Source organism: Allokutzneria sp. A3M-2-11 16 (assembly GCF_024213555.1).
Taxonomy (GTDB): domain Bacteria; phylum Actinomycetota; class Actinomycetes; order Mycobacteriales; family Pseudonocardiaceae; genus Allokutzneria.
In genome coordinates, this window is sequence record NZ_JANAVO010000014.1 from 82932 (window position 1) to 102761 (window position 19830).

The 19830-nt window shown below is 69.3% G+C and carries 9 protein-coding genes (1 of these 9 cut by a window edge); all 9 read left to right on the forward strand.

Going from position 1 to position 19830, the window contains the following annotated elements; all coding sequences use genetic code 11:
- Positions 1–7643, forward strand: partial view of an amino acid adenylation domain-containing protein gene (locus NLX83_RS35310; RefSeq protein WP_254239602.1) — the 3' portion only. Its footprint begins 2326 nt before the window's first position; 7643 of the gene's 9969 nt are visible here — the last part of the coding sequence; its start codon lies beyond the left edge, outside the window; its stop codon occupies positions 7641–7643.
- 303 nt (positions 7644–7946) lie between these two features.
- On the forward strand, positions 7947–8723 hold the full coding sequence (locus NLX83_RS35315) for a thioesterase II family protein (RefSeq protein ID WP_254239603.1): 777 nt from the start codon (positions 7947–7949) through the stop codon (positions 8721–8723).
- 12 nt (positions 8724–8735) lie between these two features.
- Positions 8736–12446, forward strand: coding sequence for a non-ribosomal peptide synthetase (locus NLX83_RS35320; protein ID WP_254239604.1), 3711 nt, complete (start codon positions 8736–8738; stop codon positions 12444–12446).
- A gap of 14 nt (positions 12447–12460) precedes the next feature.
- Complete coding sequence (locus NLX83_RS35325) at positions 12461–12676, forward strand: MbtH family protein (protein ID WP_254239605.1); 216 nt, start codon at positions 12461–12463, stop codon at positions 12674–12676.
- Between the two features lie 16 nt (positions 12677–12692).
- A complete protein-coding gene (locus NLX83_RS35330; RefSeq protein ID WP_254239606.1) occupies positions 12693–13664 on the forward strand; it encodes an ATP-binding cassette domain-containing protein in 972 nt (323 codons plus the stop codon).
- A complete protein-coding gene (locus NLX83_RS35335) occupies positions 13661–14536 on the forward strand; it encodes an ABC transporter permease (RefSeq protein WP_254239607.1) in 876 nt (291 codons plus the stop codon). The genes NLX83_RS35330 and NLX83_RS35335 overlap by 4 nt, the downstream gene beginning before the upstream one ends.
- A gap of 105 nt (positions 14537–14641) precedes the next feature.
- A complete protein-coding gene (locus tag NLX83_RS35340; RefSeq protein WP_254239608.1) occupies positions 14642–17764 on the forward strand; it encodes a non-ribosomal peptide synthetase in 3123 nt (1040 codons plus the stop codon).
- A complete protein-coding gene (locus tag NLX83_RS35345; RefSeq protein ID WP_254239609.1) occupies positions 17764–18771 on the forward strand; it encodes a TauD/TfdA family dioxygenase in 1008 nt (335 codons plus the stop codon). Before NLX83_RS35340 ends, NLX83_RS35345 begins: the two co-directional genes overlap by 1 nt.
- Before the next feature lie 26 nt (positions 18772–18797).
- Entirely contained in the window at positions 18798–19826 is a 1029-nt protein-coding gene (gene sbnB / locus NLX83_RS35350; protein ID WP_254239610.1) for a 2,3-diaminopropionate biosynthesis protein SbnB, read from the forward strand.
- Positions 19827–19830: the final 4 nt, after the last annotated feature.

A 19830-nucleotide genomic window follows, 5' to 3' on the forward strand; every position in this document is an offset into this window, starting at 1 on the left:
GCGTCGTCGGCGAGTTCTACCTCGCGGGCGTGCAGCTCGCGCGCGGCTACCTGAACCGTCCGGGGCTGACGGCGGATCGCTTCGTGGCCAACCCGTTCGGGGCGCCGGGAGCGCGGATGTACCGCTCCGGCGACCTCGCGAAGTGGAACGCGGACGGGTCGATCCAGTTCGTCGGCCGGGCCGACCACCAGGTGAAGGTCCGCGGTCTGCGCATCGAGCTCGGCGAGATCGAGGCCGCCCTCACCGAACACCCCGATGTCGAGCAGGCCGTCGTCGTCGTGCGCGAGGACAACCCCGGTGACAAGCGAATCGTGGGATATGTTGTCCCGCAAGGCAACTCCGACGAGCTGCGGCAGCACTTGAAGGCTCGCCTGCCCGACCACATGGTCCCGCCCGCGTTCGTGGCGCTCGACGCGCTTCCCCTGACCCCCAGCGGAAAGCTCGACCGCGCCGCACTGCCCGCTCCGGAGGCGGCAGTGGCCACGGCCGGCCGTGCGCCCCGGTCCCCGAAGGAAGAGATCCTTTGTGGACTGTTCGCCGAAGTTCTCGGTGTCGGCCGGGTCGGCGTCGATGACGATTTCTTCGACCTCGGTGGGCATTCGCTGCTGGCGACGCGCCTGATCAGCCGGATCAGGTCGACCTTCTCCGTGGAGGTCGCGATCCGGGCGCTGTTCGAGGCACCCACCCCGGCCGCGCTCGTCGCCAGGCTCGACAGCTCGGCGACTGCCCGCCCGCCGGTGCGCGCGGTGGATCGGCCCGAGCACCCGCCGCTGTCCTTCGCGCAGCAGCGGTTGTGGTTCCTGCACCGCCTCGAAGGCCCGAGCGCCACCTACAACATCCCGATGGCGTTGCGGCTGCGCGGCGAACTCGACGTCACCGCGTTGGAAGCCGCGATCGGCGATGTCGTCGACCGGCACGAGGCGTTGCGGACGGTGTTCCCGGACATCGACGGAACTCCTTACCAGCACGTGCTTTCCACAGTGGACGTGCACCTGGACGTGCGCGAGACCGACCACCTCGCCGATGCGCTGGCCGAGGCCGCGGGCTACGCGTTCGACTTGGCGGGCGAAGTTCCGTTGCGCACCACGCTGTTCCGGCTCAGCGCCGACGAGCACGTGCTGTTGTTGCTCATGCACCACATCGTCGGTGACGGTTGGTCGACCGCGCCGCTCGGTGTGGACCTTTCGGTCGCCTACACCGCGCGGACGCAGGGCAAGGCTCCCGCGTGGACGCCGCTTCCCGTGCAGTACGTGGACTATGCGCTCTGGCAGCACGAACTTCACGGGGTCGACGAGCAGTTGGAGTACTGGAAGCAGACGCTCTCCGGTGCCCCCGAGCTGCTGGAGCTGCCCGCTGACCGCGCTCGTCCTGCGGTGTCCACCAACAAGGGCGCGTTGGTGAACCTGGCGCTGGACGAGAACACCCACCGCGGCATCGTCGCGCTGGCCCGGCAGAACCAGGCCAGCGTCTTCATGGTCGTGCAGGCCGGGATCGCGGCGCTGCTGACCAGGCTCGGCGCGGGCACGGACATCCCGCTCGGCACCGCCATCGCCGGTCGCACCGACGAGGCGCTGGACGAGCTGATCGGCTTCTTCATCAACACGTTGGTGCTGCGCACGGACACCTCCGGGGACCCGAGCTTCCGCGAGCTGCTCGGCCGCGTCCGGGAGACCGACCTTGCCGCGTACGCCAACCAGGACGTGCCGTTCGAGCGGCTGGTGGAAGTGCTGAACCCGGCGCGGTCGCTGGCCCACCACCCGCTGTTCCAGGTGATGCTGACCTTCCAGAACAACGCCGACAGCGACTTCTCCATGCCCGGCCTCGCGGTTACCGGCGAGCCGGTCGGCGCGGAGATCTCCAAGCTCGACCTGTCGTTCTTCCTGGAGGAGAACTACACCGACGACGGCCGTCCGTCCGGTGTGGACGGTGCGATCCAGTACGCGACGGACCTCTTCGACGCCGAGACCGCGCAGAGCTTCGCCGACCGGTTCGCCCGGCTGCTCGCGGCTGCCGTCGCCGAGCCTGACAAGCCGCTCGGCGACCTCGACGTGCTCTCCGCCCAGGAGCGCTCCGACGTACTCGACGGCTGGAACCACCCGGGCCGCGAGGTCGTGCGGACCACGGTTCCCGAGCTGTTCACCGCACAGGTCACCAAGACCCCGGATGCGATCGCGGTGGCCTTCGGGGACACCGAACTGTCCTATTCGGAGCTTGACGCGCGGGCGAACCGGTTGGCGCGGCACCTGATCTCGCTGGGCGCCGGGCCGGAGAAGTTCGTCGCGATCGCGCTGCCGAGGTCGGTCGACCTGGTCGTGGCGCTGATGGCGGTGTTCCAGGCCGGTGCGGCGTACCTGCCGATCGACCCGGACTACCCGGCCGATCGCATCGCATTCATGCTCGAAGACGTCGCACCGGCCCTCGCCCTGACCACCGACGAGCTGTCCGGGCTCTTCCCGGAAGCATTGCCGCAGGCGCGAATCGCCGATGCCGAGGGCTATCCGTCCACAGTGGTCACTGGCGTGAAGCGGAACCACTCGTCCGCCGCTTACGTGATCTTCACGTCCGGCTCGACCGGGAAGCCCAAGGGCGTTGTGGTCGAGCACTACTCGCTCAACGTGTACCTGGCGTGGGCTCGTGATGCTTACCGCAGCGTCTCCGGCCGGGTTCTCGTGCACTCGCCCGTGTCCTTCGACCTCACCATCACCGGGCTGTTCGCGCCGCTCACCTCGGGCGGATGCGCGCACCTGGTCCAGCTCGACGACGGTGCGCCCGGTGGTCCTCCGTCCGTTCGGCCGACCTTCGTCAAGGCGACGCCGAGCCACCTCGCGCTGTTGATGGCGCTCCCGGAGGAGTTCTCCCCGACCGAACAGCTTGTGCTGGGCGGGGAATCGCTGATGGGCGAACTGCTCGACCAGTGGCGGCAACGGCATCCCGCCGCGACGGTGGTGAACGAGTACGGCCCGACCGAGACCACGGTGGGCTGCACCGAGTACCGCATCGAGCCCGGGGACAGCGTGCCCGGCGGTGTGATCACCATCGGCAAACCGGTCTGGAACACCAGGATGTACGCGCTGGACGCCAAACTGCGTCCGGTGCCGCCAGGGGTGACCGGTGAGCTGTACATCGCCGGTGACCTGGTGACCCGTGGTTACCTCAACCGGCTCGGGCTGACCGCGACCAAGTTCGTCGCCGACCCGTACGGCCGACCGGGGTCGCGGATGTACCGCAGTGGTGACCTCGGCCGGTGGAACCGCTTCGGGCAGCTGGAGTTCGTCGCGCGCGTCGACCACCAGGTGAAGCTGCGCGGCTTCCGCATCGAGCTCGGCGAGATCGAGTCGGTCATCGGTCAGCACCCGGCGGTGGCGCACGCGGCGGTGCTGCTGCGCGAGGACCAGCCCGGCGATCAGCGTTTGGTCGCCTACGTGGTCGCGGACGCGGATGTCGATTCGTTGCGGGAGTACGCGGCGGAGCGGTTGCCGGAGTACATGGTTCCGTCGGCGTTCGTGGTGTTGGAGCAGCTTCCCTTCACCGCCAACGGAAAGCTGAACCGTGACGCGCTGCCCGCCCCCGAGGTGACCGGCTCCGGCCAGGCGCCCCGTACTCAGAACGAGAAGGTCCTTTGTGGACTCTTCGCTGAAGTGCTCGGGGTCCCGGATGTGGGCGTTGAGGACAACTTCTTCGACCTGGGTGGACATTCGCTGCTGGCGACGAAGCTGGTGTCGAAGATCCGCGCGGCGCTGGGTGCCGAGGTCAGCATTCGAGTCCTCTTCGAGGCGCCTTCGGTAGCCGCGCTCGCTGACCGCCTGGGACTGGCTGAGGAAGCACGCCCCGCCTTGGCCAAGCGCGAACGGCCTGAGCGCGTGCCGTTGTCCTCGGCGCAGCGCCGCCTGTGGTTCATGTACCGCTTCGAGGGTGCGTCGCCCACGTACAACGTGCCATTGGCGTTGCGGCTCAACGGTGATCTCGACCGCGAGGCACTGCGCGCCGCCGTCAAGGACGTGGTGGACCGGCACGAGAGCCTGCGGACGATCTTCCCCAGCGCGGATGGTCAGCCGTACCAACACATCCTCGACGACGCTTCGCCGGAGCTGATCGACGGTGAGATCGGCGAGCTGGACTCCGCGGTCCGCTACGCCTTCGAACTGGACTCCGAACTGCCGATCCGGTCCTGGCTGCTCAGGGACGGCGATGAGCACCTGCTGTTGGTGCTCATCCACCACATCGTCGGCGATGGCTGGTCCATGGGGCCGCTGGTCCGCGATCTGGGAATCGCCTACGCGGCGCGGCGCGAAGGCACGGTGCCCACGTGGCAACCGTTGCCGGTCCAGTACGCCGACCACACCCTGTGGCAGCAGGAGATCCTGGGCAGCGAGGACGACTCGGACAGCGCGATCGCCAAGCAGACCGAGTTCTGGCGCACCACGCTCGCCGGGCTGCCCGAGCTGATCGAGCTGCCCACCGACCGCCCGCGTCCGGCCGTCGTCGGGTACCAGGGCGCCACCGTGCCCTTCGCCATCGACACCGAACTCCACCGATCCCTTGTGGCGCTGGCGAAGCACAGCAACGCGAGCGTGTTCATGGTGTTGCAGGCGGCGCTCTCCGCGTTGCTCACCCGGCTCGGGGCGGGCACGGACATCCCGCTCGGCACCGCGGTGGCCGGGCGGACCGACGAGGCGGTCAACGACCTCATCGGCTTCTTCGTCAACACGTTGGTGCTTCGGACTGACACCTCCGGTCAGGTCAGCCTGCGCGAACTGCTCGGCCGCGTCCGTGAGGCCGACCTCAACGCGTTCGCCAACCAGGACGTGCCGTTCGAGCGCCTGGTCGAGGTGCTGAACCCGACGCGGTCGCTGTCGCACCACCCACTGTTCCAGGTGATGCTGACGTTGCAGAACCTCGAAGCCGCCGAGATCTCCTTCGCCGGGCTTGAGGCGAGGGCCGAGGACATCGGCACGGACGCGGCAAAGGTCGACCTGGCGTTCGCGCTGGAGGAGGACGACGACAACGGGATCGAGGGAATCCTCCGTTACTCCACGGATCTGTTCGACCATTCGACCGCCGAGCGACTGGCGCGACGCTTCGTCCGATTCCTCGCGGCCGCGGTGACCGATCCTGACCGTCCACTGTGTCTGATCGACGTCCTGGCTGACGACGAGCGGCGCGATGTGCTGGGGGATTGGAACGACTCCGCTACCCCGGTTCCGTCGTTGACCTGGCCGGAGCTGTTCGCCGAGCAGGTGCGGAAGACACCGCTGAACACGGCCGTCGAGTTCGAAGGCACCACTCTGTCCTATGTGGAGCTGGACGATCGGGCCAACCGCTTGGCGAACCGGCTCGTCGAACTGGGTGCGGGGCCGGAGAAGGTTGTGGCGCTGGCGCTTCCGCGCTCGGCGGACTTCGTCGTCGCTCTGCTCGCGGTGCTCAAGTCGGGTGCGGCCTACCTGCCGATCGACCCGGAGTACCCGGCCGAGCGGATCTCGTTCATGCTCGACGACGCCGAGCCGATCTGCGTGATCTCCGACGGTTCCCTCGCCGGTTCCACCGTTCCGCTGGTCGACCTGAGCGCGGTGCGGCTGGACTCCTTGCCCGCACAGGAACCCCAAGTGTCACGGAGTCTGGACAGCCCGGCCTACGTGATCTACACCTCCGGTTCCACGGGGCGCCCCAAGGGTGTCGTCGTGTCCCACCGGGGAATCGCGAGCCTGGCCGCCAACCAGGCGCAGCGCTACGACGCGGGACCCGGCAGCCGGGTGATCCAGTTCGTGTCGCCGAGCTTCGACGTGAGCGTGTCCGAACTGGCCCTGGCGCTGCTCTCCGGCGGTTGCCTGGTCGTCCCGCCGAGGACGTTGACCGAGCAACGCCTGGTGGACTTCCTGCTGGAGCACCGGGTCACGCACATCCACATCCCGCCGTCGGTGCTGGCCGGGGTGCCCAGGGTGGCGCTGCCGGATCTCCGCGTGCTGATCACCGGTGCCGAGTCGGCGCCGCCGGAGCTGATCGCGTTCTGGTCCACCGGTCGCCGCATGATCAACGCGTACGGCCCGACCGAGGCCACCGTGGACGTTGCGTCGTGGATCTGCGAACCGGGCTCGGAGCAGCCGGTCCCGATCGGTTCGCCGATCGCCAACGCCCGGGTGTACGTGCTCGACAGCGCGCTGCGCCCGGTCCCGCCGGGAGTGGTCGGCGAGCTGTACACGGCCGGTTTCGGCCTAGCACGGGGATATCTGCGTCGCCCCGGCCTGACCGCGGAGCGCTTCGTCGCCTCGCCGTTCGCGCCAGGGGAGCGGATGTACCGCACGGGCGACCTCGTCCGGTGGCGGGCGGGGAGCCTGGAGTTCGTCGGCCGCGCCGACAACCAGGTCAAGCTCCGCGGGCTGCGCATCGAGTTGGGCGAGGTGGAGTCGGCCCTCGCCGCGCATCCCGCCGTCGCGCACACCGCGGTGGTGGTCCGCGAGCAGCGGCTCGTCGGATACGTTGTCCTGACTGAGGATGTGACCGTCGCCGAGCTGCGTGCCCACGTGGCCGACTCGGTCCCGGCGCACATGGTGCCGTCCGCCGTGGTGGTGCTGGACGCGATCCCGTTGACCCCCAACGGGAAGGTCGACCACCGGGCGCTGCCCGTCCCCGGTGCCGTCGTCGATGAGGGCCGAGGTCCGCGTTCGCTGCGCGAGGAAGTCCTTTGTGGACTGCTCGCGGAGGTGCTGGAGCTGCCCAAGGTCAGCATCGACGGGAACTTCTTCGAGCTGGGCGGACACTCGCTGCTGGCGATGCGCCTGACGAGCCGGATCGCCGACGTGCTCGGCCAGGAGCTCGCGGTGCGCACGATCTTCGAGGCGTCCACTGTGGCCGAGCTGGCCACTCGCCTCGACGCGGCTCAGGACGAGACCAGCACACTGCTTCCCTTGCGCACCAAGGGCGATCGTGCGCCATTGTTCTGTGCGCACCCGTCGCTGGGGCTGAGCTGGTGCTACTCCGGCCTGGTCCAGCAGCTCGACGACAGCTATCCGATCTACGGCCTCCAGGCGCGTGGTCTGGACGGCTCCGGCGAGCTTCCGGAGTCGCTGCAGGACATGGCGAGGGACTACATCGAGCAGATGCGCACGGTCCAGCCGCACGGCCCGTACCACCTGCTGGGCTACTCGATCGGCGGCAACATCGTGCACGCCATCGCGACCGAGCTCCAGGACCAGGGTGAGGAGGTCGGGCTGCTCGCCGTGCTCGACGCCCGACCCGGCGACCCGGCCCAGCCGGAGCCGATCGAGACGCAGCGCCCGCTCACCGCGAAGGACGTGCTGTCGCGGATGAGCGCCGACGCGGGCGGCTCGGACGCCGACGACGAGGCGGGGCAGCGGGCGAAGGCGATGGGCCTGCTCGCCGAGTCCATGGGCGGCCGGGCCGACGAGCACCAGCTCGACGTGATGATCAACAGCATCCGGGTGGTGACGAGCCATCGGCCCGCGGTCTTCAAGGGCGAGCTGACCCTGATCGTTTCAGACCAGGGCGGCGACGTGCTCGAACGCGCGTGGGCGCCCTACGTGGGCGGCGACGTCGAGGTGACCGTGATCGACTGCGGCCACCACGACCTCCTCCTCCCCGCCCCGCTCTCCCGCATCGCGAAAACCATCGCCCACCGCATCACCTGACGCGCACGCCGGTACCGCGGTCTTCAAGTACCACGCACCCCCCTCCAGAACGTCGCCAACCACCACATACCCAAACGGAATGAGGCGGTTTGCGACCTCTGAGGCGGGGGTCGGGGGTACTTGAAGACCGGCGAACCCGCGCGGCACGAGGAGCGCGAGGGCGCCCGTCCACGTCTGCGCGGCGTCGGCGCCGTTCGCAGGGCTGCGACCAGCGAAACTGCGGCGATATAGCGGCAATAAGCCCGCCGAATAGCGTGGTCGGAGCACCGGGTCAGCTGTCGTGCGTGAGGCGGTACCGCAACCATGTTCGAGTCCGACAGGCTCCACGTCGAGTCCCCGTTCGTCCGGCGCGCGCGCCGCCCCAACCGGCGCGTGCGGCTGTTCTGCTTCCCGCACGCGGGGGCGGGGGCGAGCAGCTTCGCCGACTGGCCGAGCATGCTGCCGCCCGAGGTGGAGCTGATCGCCGTCCAGTTGCCCGGCCGCGAGGACCGCGTCGGCGAGTCGCCGTTCCTGCGCATGGAGATCACCGTGCGCACGGTCGGCTTGGCGCTGCGGCCGTACCTGCAGGGCCCGTGCGCGTTCTTCGGGCACAGCGGCGGCGCGCTGCTCGCGTTCGAGCTCGCCAGGGCGCTGCGCAAGCGCGGCATGGAGCCGAACCACCTGTTCCTCTCCGGCCAGCCCGCCCCGGATCTTCCGGCCGTCGTGCCGAACATCCACGGCCTGCCGGACGAGGACTTCCGCAAGGCGCTGCACCTGCTGGGCGGCATGTCGGCGGACGTCGTCAACGACGACGAGCTGATGAAGGTGCTGCTTCCCTCGCTGCGCGCGGACTTCACGCTCTGGGAGACCTACCGGTACCAGGCGCAGCCCAAGCTCTCCGCGCCGATCACCGCGCTCGGCGGCGACGCCGACGACCGGGCGCCGATCTCGACGCTGGAGGCGTGGCGCGAGCACACCACCGGCGCTTTCGCCAGCCGTGTGTTCCCCGGCGGGCACTTCTACCTCAACGACGTCGGCGTCGACCTGACCGAGACGATCGGTTCCGCGCTGCTGCGCCGCGAGTCGGCGCACGCCAAGTAGGAGGTTCGACGGATGTCCGGAGACGACGGCATCGGCGCCGACGTGCTCGCCGAGCTGCGTGCGGCGGTCGAGGCGGTTCCCGCCGTGGAGACCGCGATCCCGTTGCTGCGCCACGAGGCCAAGCTCGACCGAGCCCGGCACCTCGGGGACACCGAACGCCAGGAGTCGGCGGGCCCCAAGGCGGACGTCGAGAACTCGACCGTGCTCGCCGAGGCGTTCGGCGGCGAACTGGTGCTGGAGCCCGGATATCCCACCACGCTCCAGGAAGCGCTGCGGCTCGCGGCGGAACTGGCTCCGGAGAAGGGAACCCGCTACGTCTCCGCGGACGGCAGCGAGGTCTTCCAGAGCTACCCCCAGCTGCTCAGCGACGCGCAGAGCGTCCTCAGTGGACTCCGCGAGACCGGCATCCAGCCCGGCGAATCGGTGCTGTTCCAGTTCGCCAGCAACAAGAACTTCGTCACCGCGTTCTGGGCCTGCGTGCTGGGCGGCTACCTCCCGACCCCGGTCGGCGCCGCGCCCGGCTACGACAGGGACAACGCGGTGACGCAGAAGCTCCGCAACGCGTGGGAGCTGCTGGGCAAGCCGTTGATCCTCACCGACGAGCGACTCGCCGACGCCGTGCGCAAGCTGCCATCGCTGTGGGGTGTCGAGGACGTTCGCGTTGCGGCGGTTGAAGAACTGGCCGGTGCCGAGGACACCGACTGGTTCCCCGCCACCCCGGACAGCCCCGTCGTGCACCTGCTCACCTCCGGCAGCACCGGTGTGCCCAAGTGCGTCCGGCACCCCAGCCGCACAATTCTGGCCCGTACCAAGGCAACCGCGCTGGCCAACGGCTTCGACGAGAACGACGTCGCGCTGAACTGGATGCCGTTGGACCACGTGGGCGGCATCGTCATGTACAACGTGCGTGACGTGATCCTGCGTTGCCAGCACGTCAACGCCGAGATCGAGGCGTTCCTCTCCGAGCCGTTGCGCTGGCTGGACTGGACCGATCGCTACGGCGCCACCAACACATGGGCGCCGAACTTCGCGTTCGCGCTCGTCAACGAGCAGGCCGCGGCGATGAAGGGCCGCACGTGGGACCTGAGCACGTTGCGCCACATCTGCAATGCCGGTGAGGCCGTGGTCAGCCGCACCGCGGAGCGCTTCATCGAACTGCTCCGGCCGCACGGGCTGCCCAACGGCGCCATGCGGCCGTGCTGGGGGATGTCGGAGACCAGCTCCGGCGTCACCTACTCCACGATGCCCGCCGACGACCCCGTCGAGGGACGACTGTGGGTGGACAAGGACTCGCTCGCCGGGCCGCTGCGCCTGCTGGACGCCGGTGACCCGGAGGCGATCACCTTCACCGAGGTCGGCCCACCGATTCCCGGGGTGCGCCTGCGGATCGTCGACCACGAGAACATCGTGGTGCCGGAGGACCAGGTCGGCCGACTCCAGATCACCGGCCCGACGATCATGAACGGCTACTTCCGCAACGACGAGGCCAACGCCGAGGCGTTCACCGAGGACGGCTGGTTCAACACCGGCGACCTGGCGTTCCTGCACGAGGGCCGGTTGACGATCACCGGTCGCGAGAAGGACCTGATCATCATCCAGGGCGCCAACTACCTGAACTACGACCTTGAGTCCATTGTGGAGCAGGTAGACGGCACCGAGGTCACTTACGTCGCCGTGTGCGGATATTCGGGTGCCGGCAACGACACCGACAAGCTCGTGGTGTTCTTCGTCCCCACCGACGACGACGTGCACACCACGATCGCGGCGGTGAAAGCCCGGCTGGCCCAGGAGATCGGGCTCCAGCCGGACCTCGTGATCCCGGTGGAGCGCGAGCGCTTCCCCAAGACCAACAGCGGCAAGATCCAGCGCAACCAGCTCGTCACCGACCTCGACAACGGGGCGTTCGACGAGTGGCTGCGAGAACTGGAAATCGCCGAAGAGTCCGAATCCACACTGCCCGCGTGGTTCTTCGAGCGCACCTGGATTTCATCTGCCAGCCAGGTCGCAGGAGCGCTTCCCCCGGGCCCGTGGCTGGTCTTCGACGCGGACGGCCTGGCGGTGCGGCTCGCGGCGCACCCCGATGTGCCGGAGCTGATCGTCGTCGCCGAGGGCGAGGACTACGTCCAGGTGCTCGGTGAGCGGCGGGTCGGCGCGGTGCTGCACGGCTGGAGCCTCACCGACAACGACCTGGAGTCCGGTGCGCTGTCCGTCGCCGGGGTGCTCAGAACCCTTGCTGCCCAAGGAAGTCAGGCTTCCCTGCTGGTGCTGACCGGGAACGGTCTGTGGGCGCGGTCGGGCGACGGGGTCGACGTGCTCAAGTCCACGTTGCCCGGACTCGTCCGGACCGCCGCCATGGAGCGCGTGCTTCCCTTGGTGCGCCAGGTGGACGTCGACTCGGCGAACTGCGCCGACGCGATCGTCGCGGAGCTTTCCTCGCCGGACGGCGAAGACCTGGTCGCTTACCGCGATGGAAAGCGTCTCGTCGCGCGGCTGCGCCCGGTCTCGCTCGGCGATGCCGATGAGCAGCCCGCCGCGCTCAAGGCCGGTGGCCGGTACCTGCTCACCGGTGGGCTCGGCGGCATCGCGTACGAGATCGCCGAGTACCTGCTCGCCGCGTACCAGGCGAAGCTCGTTCTGGTCGGCCGCAGCGAGGTCGACGAGAACGGTGACGACGAGAAGGCGGAACGCCTCGCCGACCTCAAGATGCTCGGCGAGGTCGAGTACCACGCCGTCGATGTCTCCGACGCCGACGCGCTGAGGGCCGCACTGTCCACTGTAGAGCTTGATGGTGTGCTGCACCTGGCGGGCGCCGACGTCTCGCACCAGTGGAGCAGCCTGGAAGACCACGCGGTCGCGAACGAGACGACCGAGGGCTACCTGGATGCCTACCGCGCCAAGGTGAACGGCACCCTGGCCATCGCGGAACTGCTGCGCGACCGGCCGGACACCCTGCTGGTGCTGTTCTCCTCGGTCAACGGCGACTTCGGCGGAAGCTCCTTCGCCGCGTACTCCTCGGCCAACAGCTTCCTCAACGGTTTCGCCGACCACTGGGGCCGCGAGCTCGGCCGCCCGGTGCACTGCCTGGCGTGGAGCATGTGGACCGGCATCGGGATGAACCAGGGCAGCCCCGCGGCGGCGGCCGCCTCGCGCGGATTCCGTTCCATCAGCGGGGCGCAGGGCCTGGCGTCGTTCCTCACCGCGCTGTCGCTGGACCGCGTGCACCTGCTCATCGGGCTCGACGGCCGCAACGAGCACATCGTTCGCGTGCTCGATCCCGGAGAGCTTCGTGCCGCCGAGGTGATCGTCGCCTACACCGGGACTGCGGGGGCGCAGGACGTGCGCGCGGCGGTTTCCGCTGTGGCGCGCGGAGTTCCGGTGCCCGTGCGCTACCTGGCGGTGCCGGATTTCCCGGTCGGCGCGGACGGTTCGATCGACGCTGAGCAGCTGCTGGCCGACGCCGTCGCGGAGCTCGCGCGGGGCGGAAGGCGTTACGTCGCACCGGCTACGGACCTCGAACGGAAGCTCGCAGTGCTGTGGCGGGAAGTTCTCGGCAGCGGTGAGGTCGGGCGCGAGGACCGCTTCTTCGACCTCGGCGGCAGCTCGTTGCGCGCGGCGCAGCTGGTGGCGCGCATCAACGGGACGGTGTCCTCGCGGATGTCCGTGCACCACCTCTACGAGCACCCCACCATCGGCCAGCTCGCCGAGCTGCTGGAACAGAGCTAGAAAGGAAAACAGCCATGACGAATCCCTTCGAGGACCCCGAGGGCACCTACCTCGTGCTGGTCAACGACGAGGGCCAGCACTCGCTGTGGCCGTCCTTCGTGGAGGTTCCGGCGGGCTGGACCGTCGCGCACGACAAGGACTCCCGGCAGGCGTGCCTGGACTACATCGAGCAGAACTGGACCGACATGCGACCGCGCAGCCTCGCGGCCGCGATGGACGCCAAGAGCTGAGGACGGGACCACACCGATGACGATGGGGATCCAGGTCGAGCGCCTGGAGAAGCACTACGGCGACCACAAGGCCGTCAACGGTGTCGACCTCGAAGTTCCCGTCGGCACGGTGCTCGGCCTGCTCGGTCCGAACGGGGCTGGCAAGACCACCACGGTTCGCATGCTGGCCACGTTGATCCCGCCGTCCGGCGGGCGGGCCAGGGTGTGCGGCTACGACGTTGCCACGCAACCGCAACAGGTCCGCCAGCTGATCGGGCTCACCGGCCAGTACGCCGCGGTCGACCAGGACATCTCCGGCCGCGACAACCTGTACCTGATCGCCCGGCTGCTGGACCTGCCGAAGAAGCGGGCGTGGGCGCGGGTCGACGAGCTGCTGGAGCGCTTCGACCTGGTCGAGGCGGGCGGCAAGCTGGCGAGGGAGTACTCCGGCGGCATGCGCAGGCGGCTGGACCTGGCCGCGAGCCTGATCGGCAACCCGAGGGTGATCTACCTCGACGAGCCGACCACGGGCCTGGACCCGCGCAGCCGCAACGCTTTGTGGGACGTGGTCCGCGACCTGGTCGCCGAGGGCTCCACCGTGCTGCTCACCACGCAGTACATGGAGGAAGCCGAGGCGCTGGCGGACTCCGTGGTGGTGATGGACCAGGGGATGGTCATCGCCAAGGGCACCGCGGCGGAGCTGCGCGCCAGGGTCGGCGGTCAGACCCTGCGCGTGAAACCCATGCGCCCACAGGATTTGATGGCGGTGGCCACCACGCTGGCCCGCGCCCGGCTCGCCGGTCATGTCGACCACGAGGCGGGTCTGGTGCAGCTGCCCATCTCCGGCCCGAACGACCTGACCATCGCCGTGCGGGCGATCGCGGGCTCCGGCCTCGCCGTCTCCGGTATCGACACCAGCATCCCGAGCCTCGACGAGGTGTTCCTCACCCTGACCCAGAAGCAGCGCGGCGGGGTGGAGGACACGATCCAGTTCTGGAGGATCGAATGAGCACCGCGACCAGTGCTCCCAGCCCTGCGGGCCCCCAGGGACCGGGCAGCTCGCCGCGGCTGCGCCCGGTGACCGTGCCGCCGCCGCTGCCCCCGCTCTCCCCGCGGGTCGGCCTGCGAGCCACCGCACGGCACTCCTTCGCCATCGCGCGGCGGAACCTGTTGCAGGTCCGCAATGATCCGGGTCAGCTGCTGGACTCCACGCTGATGCCGATGATCTTCACCCTGATCTTCCTCTACGTCTTCGGCGGGGCGATCTGGGGCGGCCGCGAGGGCGACTACAAGCAGTTCCTGTTGCCCGGCATCATGGTGCAGACCATCATGTTCGCCTCGCGCGCCACGGGTTTCACGCTCTCGATGGACTTCGGCTCCGGGGTGATGGACCGGTTCCGGGCGCTGCCGATCGCGCGCTCGGCCGTGCTCTCCGGCCGGATCATCGCCGACGTGTGCCGCCTGCTGCTCGGTCAGGTGGTGATGCTGACCTTCGCGCTGGTCATCGGTTTCTCGGTGAAGACCGGTGTGCTGCAAGCGATCGCCGCCGTCGGCGTGGTGCTGCTCTACGGCACCGCCCTGGCCTGGGTGTCGGCGTTCATCGGCCTGATGGTCAAGAGCCCCAACACCGTGCAGGCCGTCGGCTTCCTGTGGATGATCCCGTTGCAGTTCGGCAGTTCCATGCTGGTGCCCACGGAGACCATGACGCCGTGGCTGCGCGCGTTCGCCGAGGCCAACCCGACCACCCTGGTCACCGACGCGTGCCGCAACCTGCTCATCGGCGGGCCGGTCGCCGGACCGCTCGCCGGCAGCCTGGCGTGGTGCCTCGGGCTGATGCTGATCGCCGTCCCGCTTTCGATCCGTCAATATCGCAGGCGCTGATCCGGCAGCGGTTGAACGGTGGCGATAACGCCGACGATAACGAGAAAAAATATCAGGCGGATACGTTTCCCATGAGGCCATACCTGATTCGAGCGGAGGGACCTCATGGGAGCCCGGGACTTCTGGCAGAGCGTGCTCGGGGCAGCCGGGTTCACCGCGCTTCCCCGCTGGACAGCGCTCGTCGACGCGCCCGCCGGGATCGCGGAGCACGAGGTCGCGCTCACCGCGCCGCCGTCCCCGGCGCAGCTGCTTGCCGCGCACGCCAAGGTGATCAGCGCGCTGAGCGGTGAGTCCGAGGTCCTGACCGGTTACGTCCCCAGTGGACACATCGGAGCACCCCTGCCCTGCGCGATCGCGGTCGGCGGCACGTGGCCCGAGTTGGTCGCCCAGGCGGACAAGGCCGCCAAGGACGTCGCGGCGCACGCGGCGGAGCCGTTCACCGGTGACGCCTTCGAAGTGGTGCTCGGCGAGAGCGCTGAGCTGCCGGAGAACGTCGTCCTGTGGGTGTCCGAAAAGGACGGTCAGCTGCGACTCCGCTACCGCACAGAGGCTTTCGACGCCGACCACGTCGCCCGGATCGCCGGGTACTACCGCACCGCGCTGGACCTGCCCGAAGCCGTGAGCCTGCTTTCCCACGAGGAGCTGGACTTCCAGTTCGACGGTCTCGCCGGGCCGGAGCGCGAGCTGCCCGACCGCCGTTTCCACGAGCTCTTCGAGGACCGCGTCCGCCAGCACCCCGACACGATCGCCGCGGTGCACGGTGACCGCAGCTGGACCTACGCCGAACTGAACGGCCGCGCCAACCGCATCGGCCGAGCCCTGCGCGCGCGCGGACTGACCTCGCAGGACGTCGTCGCCGTTGTCACCGAACGGAACCTGGACTGGCTGGCCTCGGTCCTGGCGATCTTCAAGGCGGGCGGCGGGTACCTCCCGATCGAGCCGCACTTCCCGTCCGACCGCATCGCGAAGACCTTGACCAGGGCCGGGTGCACGTTCGTGCTCACCGAGCGGGGGAGCACCGCAACCCTCGACGGCGCAACGGAAAACAAGATCTACCTCGACGAGGTCTACGCCGAGGACCACGACGACAGCGACCTCGGTATCGCGGTCGGCGAGGACGACCTCGCCTACATCTACTTCACCTCGGGTTCCACCGGCGAACCCAAGGGCGCCATGTGCGAACACGCGGGCATGCTCAACCACCTCTACGCCAAGATCGACGACCTCGGGATCACCGAGGGCAGCGTCGTCGCGCAGATCGCGCCGCAGTGCTTCGACATCTCCTTGTGGCAGCTGGTTTCCGCGCTCCTCGTCGGCGGTCGCACGGTGCTCGTCGAGCAGGAGGCGATCCTGGACGTCGAGCGCTTCGTGCGCCTGGTCTCCAACGGCGTGGACGTCATGCAGGTCGTTCCGTCCTATTTGGAGGTTGTCCTCTCCCACCTGGAGGAGCACCCCGGCGACCTCGGTCGGCTGCGCTGCGTTTCGGCCACGGGTGAAGCTCTCAAGAAGGAGCTGACCGAGCGCTGGTTCGCCGCGTTCCCGGGCATCAAGCTGGCCAACGCCTACGGGCTCACCGAGACCTGTGACGACACCAACCACGAGGTGATGGACCGCGCGCCCGAGCGCGAGCGGGTTCCCTTGGGGCGCGCGGTGAACAACGTGCGCGTGTACGTGGTGGACGACAACCTCAACCCGGTTCCGCTGGGTTCGCCCGGCGAGATCGTCTTCTCCGGCGTGTGCGTCGGTCGCGGCTACATCAACGACCCGGAGCGCACCGCGGCGGCCTTCCTCACCGACCCGCACCGGGAAGGGGAGCGACTCTACCGCTCCGGTGACTTCGGCCGCTGGCTGCCCGAGGGCAAGCTGGAGTTCCTGGGGCGCCGCGACGCGCAGGTCAAGATCCGCGGTTTCCGCATCGAGATCGGCGAGATCGAGAACCGCCTGCTGGGCGTCGCCGGGGTGCGGGACGCGGCGGTCGTCGTCGCCGAGTGGCCCGATCGCGGCAAGACCCTGGTGGCCTACTACTCCACCTCCGAGAACTCCACAGCGCTTTCCGCGGACGAGCTGCGCGAGCACCTCGCCGCCGAGCTGCCGGAGTACATGGTGCCCAGCCACTTCCACTCGCTGGAGTCGTTGCCGCTGACCGGAAACGGCAAGATCGACAAGAAGAAGCTGACCGCCGCCGCGTCGGAGCTGAAGGTCGACGACATCGTCGAGGCGCCGCAGAGCCCTACCGAGCTGCGGATCGCCGCGGCGTGGGCCGACGTCCTCGGCGTCGCACCGGAGAAGGTCGGCCGGGGCAGTCACTTCTTCAACTCCGGCGGCACTTCGCTGTCCGCGGTGCGCCTGGTGGTCAAGCTGGAGCGCGCGGTCTCGCTCAAGGAGCTGACCCGGACGCCGGTGCTCGCCGACCTGGCCGCGTTCATCGACGGCAAGCGGCAGGAGAGCACCGGCCTGCTCCAACCACTGTCCACTGTGGATGGAGCGGCTACCACACTGATCTGCTTCCCCTACGCGGGCGGCAACGCGGTGAACTTCCAGCCGCTGGCCACCGCGCTGGCGGGCAGCGGGATCGCCGTGCACGCCGTCGAGCTGCCCGGCCACGACCTCTCCGCGCAGCGCGAGCCCTTCGCCGAGGCCGACCAGGTCGCCAAGGCCGTCGTCGCCGAGATCGCCCAGCGCGGGATCGGCCCGGTGCTGCTGTGGGGCCACTCCTCCGGAGCCGCGCTCGCGGTGCTCACCGCGCGCCTGCTGGAGGAGCAGAACCACGACGTGCGCCAGGTTTTCGTTGGCGCGCAACTGGTTGGCGAGATCGGCGACCGCGAGAGCTTCACCGCGACGATCACCGCGCTGAGCGACCTGGAGATCACCGCGCGGCTCAGCGGCGACAGCGCCTACACCGAGCTCGGCGGCCTCGACACCGAGCGCGCCGCACTGGTCGGCGCCGCCTACCGGCACGACGTCGTTGTGGCGAACCGGTTCTTCGTCGCCGCACACGAGGAGAGCACGAAGCTGGCAACGCCGCTCACCGTCGTGGTCGCCGCCGACGACAAGGCGACCGAGGGCCACGGGCGCGAGAGCGGGAAGTGGCCGCTGCTGGCCGAGAACGTCGAAGTGCGCGAGCTGGCGGAGGGCGGGCACTACTTCCCGCGCACCCGACCGGCGGAGACCGCGGCCGTGATCAAGGCCGTAAACGAGTTGTGCAGCAACGGGAAGGGACGACTGTAATGGTGTCGCCGATTGACACGGACGCCTTCGCCGGTCTCAACGGCCGCGCGGAGGAGGGCAAGCCCGCCATCGTCGAGGTGAGCGGTGTCGCCGACGCGGCCGAGTGGGCCGCGCAGAACCGAGGGGCGCTGCACCACGTCGTCGCCCAGCACGGCGCCGTTCTGGTGCGGGGCCTCGGACTTCGCGACGCCGCGGGCGCCGGGGCGGTGCTCAAGGCGCTGGCCACCGACCTGATGGCCGAGCGCGAGGCGTTCGCGCCGCGGTGGAGCTACGAGGAGGGCGTGTACTCGTCCTCGAAGTGGCCGCCGAACCAGCCGATGTGCATGCACCACGAGCTCAGCTACGCGCTGGACTTCCCCGGCATGATGCTCTTCGCCTGCCTCAGCGCGCCCACCGACGGCGGTGCCACCGCAGTGTCGGAGTCCGCGAAGGTGCTCGCCGCGCTGCCCGCGGACCTCGTCGAGCGCTTCGAGCGCGAGGGCTGGCTGCTGACCCGCAGCTACAACGACGAGATCGGCGTCCCGTGGTCGGAGGCGTTCGGCACCTCCGACAAGGCCGAGGTCGAGAAGTACTGCGCCGACAACGGGATCACCTTCGAGTGGACCGCCGACGGCGGCCTGCGCACCACGCAGCGCCGCTCCGCGGTGATCAGCCACCCGGCGCACGGCGAGAAGCTGTGGTTCAACCAGATCGCCTTCCTCAACCAGTGGACGATGGCCCCCGAGGTGCGCGAGTACCTGGTCGACGTCTACGGCCAGGACGGCCTGCCGTTCAACACCCGCTTCGGCGACGGCGACGAGATCACCGAGGACATCGTGCAGGTCATCAACAAGACCTACGACTCGGTGACGCTGCGCGAGCCGTGGCAGGCCGGTGACCTGATGCTGGTCGACAACCTCCGGATGGCGCACAGCCGGGAGCCCTTCGACGGCCCCCGCGAGGTGCTGGTGGCGATGGGCTACCCGGTCCGGCTCGCCGACTGCTCGCCGACCGCCCCGCTCGCCTGAGCCACAGAACCCCTCGGAGAACCCTGATGTCCCAGCACGTCCCCACCTTCTCGGTGATCTCCGGTGGCCAGGTGCAGCGCGCGCTGGCCGGCCAGGAGAAGCCCGTCACGGAGCTCATCGAGGCCGCCTACAAGGTGCACGGCGCCGGAGACACGGTGAACCCGCCGTCGTACTTCCTGCGCTTCCCCGACCGCCCGTCCTCGCGCATCATCGCGCTGCCCGCCTCGATCGGCGGCGGGGTCGGCGTCGACGGGATCAAGTGGATCTCCAGCTTCCCGGAGAACGTCGCCGCCGGGCTGCCGAGGGCCTCCGCGGTGCTGATCCTCAACGATCAGGCGACCGGATATCCCTTCGCCTGCTTGGAAAGCTCCATCATCAGCGCCACCCGCACCGCCGCGTCCGCGGTGCTGGCCGCCGACTGGTTCACCAGGGAGCGCGGCCGCCCGCCGCGGATCGGTTTCATCGGCACCGGGCTGATCGCCCGCTACATCCACACCTACTTCGCCGGGACCGGCTGGTCCTTCGACGAGGTCGGCGTGCACGACCTGTCCGCCCAGCACGCGGAGGGCTTCCGCGAGTACCTGGAGCGCTCCGGCGAGACCGGCCGGATCACCCTGCACGCGGGCGCGGAGGAGCTGATCCGCTCCTCGGACCTGGTGGTGTTCGCGACCGTGGCGGCGACCCCGCACGTGACCGACCCCGCCTGGTTCTCGCACAACCCGTTGGTGCTCAACGTTTCCCTGCGGGACATCTCCCCGGAGATCGTGCTGGCGTCGACCAACGTCGTCGACGACGTCGAGCACTGCCTGAAGGCGAACACCTCGCCGCACCTGGCCGAGCAGCTGGTCAGGAACCGCGACTTCCTGCACGGCACCCTGGACGACGTGATGGCGGGCCGGGTGGACCTGCCCGCCGATCGTCCGCTGGTGTTCTCGCCGTTCGGGCTCGGCGTGCTCGACCTCGCGGTCGGCGCGCACGTCTACGAGCAGTTGCGCCGCGCCGGTGAGCTCACCGTCGTCGACGACTTCTTCCACGAACTGCGCCGCTACGGCTGAGGAG

Bases quoted from the DNA above. Each gene is read 5' to 3' on its own strand.
- NLX83_RS35315 (WP_254239603.1), top strand. From the start codon at position 7,947: ATGTTCGAGTCCGACAGGCTCCACGTCGAGTCCCCGTTCGTCCGGCGC.
- NLX83_RS35320 (WP_254239604.1), top strand. From the start codon at position 8,736: ATGTCCGGAGACGACGGCATCGGCGCCGACGTGCTCGCCGAGCTGCGT.
- NLX83_RS35325 (WP_254239605.1), top strand. From the start codon at position 12,461: ATGACGAATCCCTTCGAGGACCCCGAGGGCACCTACCTCGTGCTGGTC.
- NLX83_RS35330 (WP_254239606.1), top strand. From the start codon at position 12,693: ATGACGATGGGGATCCAGGTCGAGCGCCTGGAGAAGCACTACGGCGAC.
- NLX83_RS35335 (WP_254239607.1), top strand. From the start codon at position 13,661: ATGAGCACCGCGACCAGTGCTCCCAGCCCTGCGGGCCCCCAGGGACCG.
- NLX83_RS35340 (WP_254239608.1), top strand. From the start codon at position 14,642: ATGGGAGCCCGGGACTTCTGGCAGAGCGTGCTCGGGGCAGCCGGGTTC.
- NLX83_RS35345 (WP_254239609.1), top strand. From the start codon at position 17,764: ATGGTGTCGCCGATTGACACGGACGCCTTCGCCGGTCTCAACGGCCGC.
- sbnB (WP_254239610.1), top strand. From the start codon at position 18,798: ATGTCCCAGCACGTCCCCACCTTCTCGGTGATCTCCGGTGGCCAGGTG.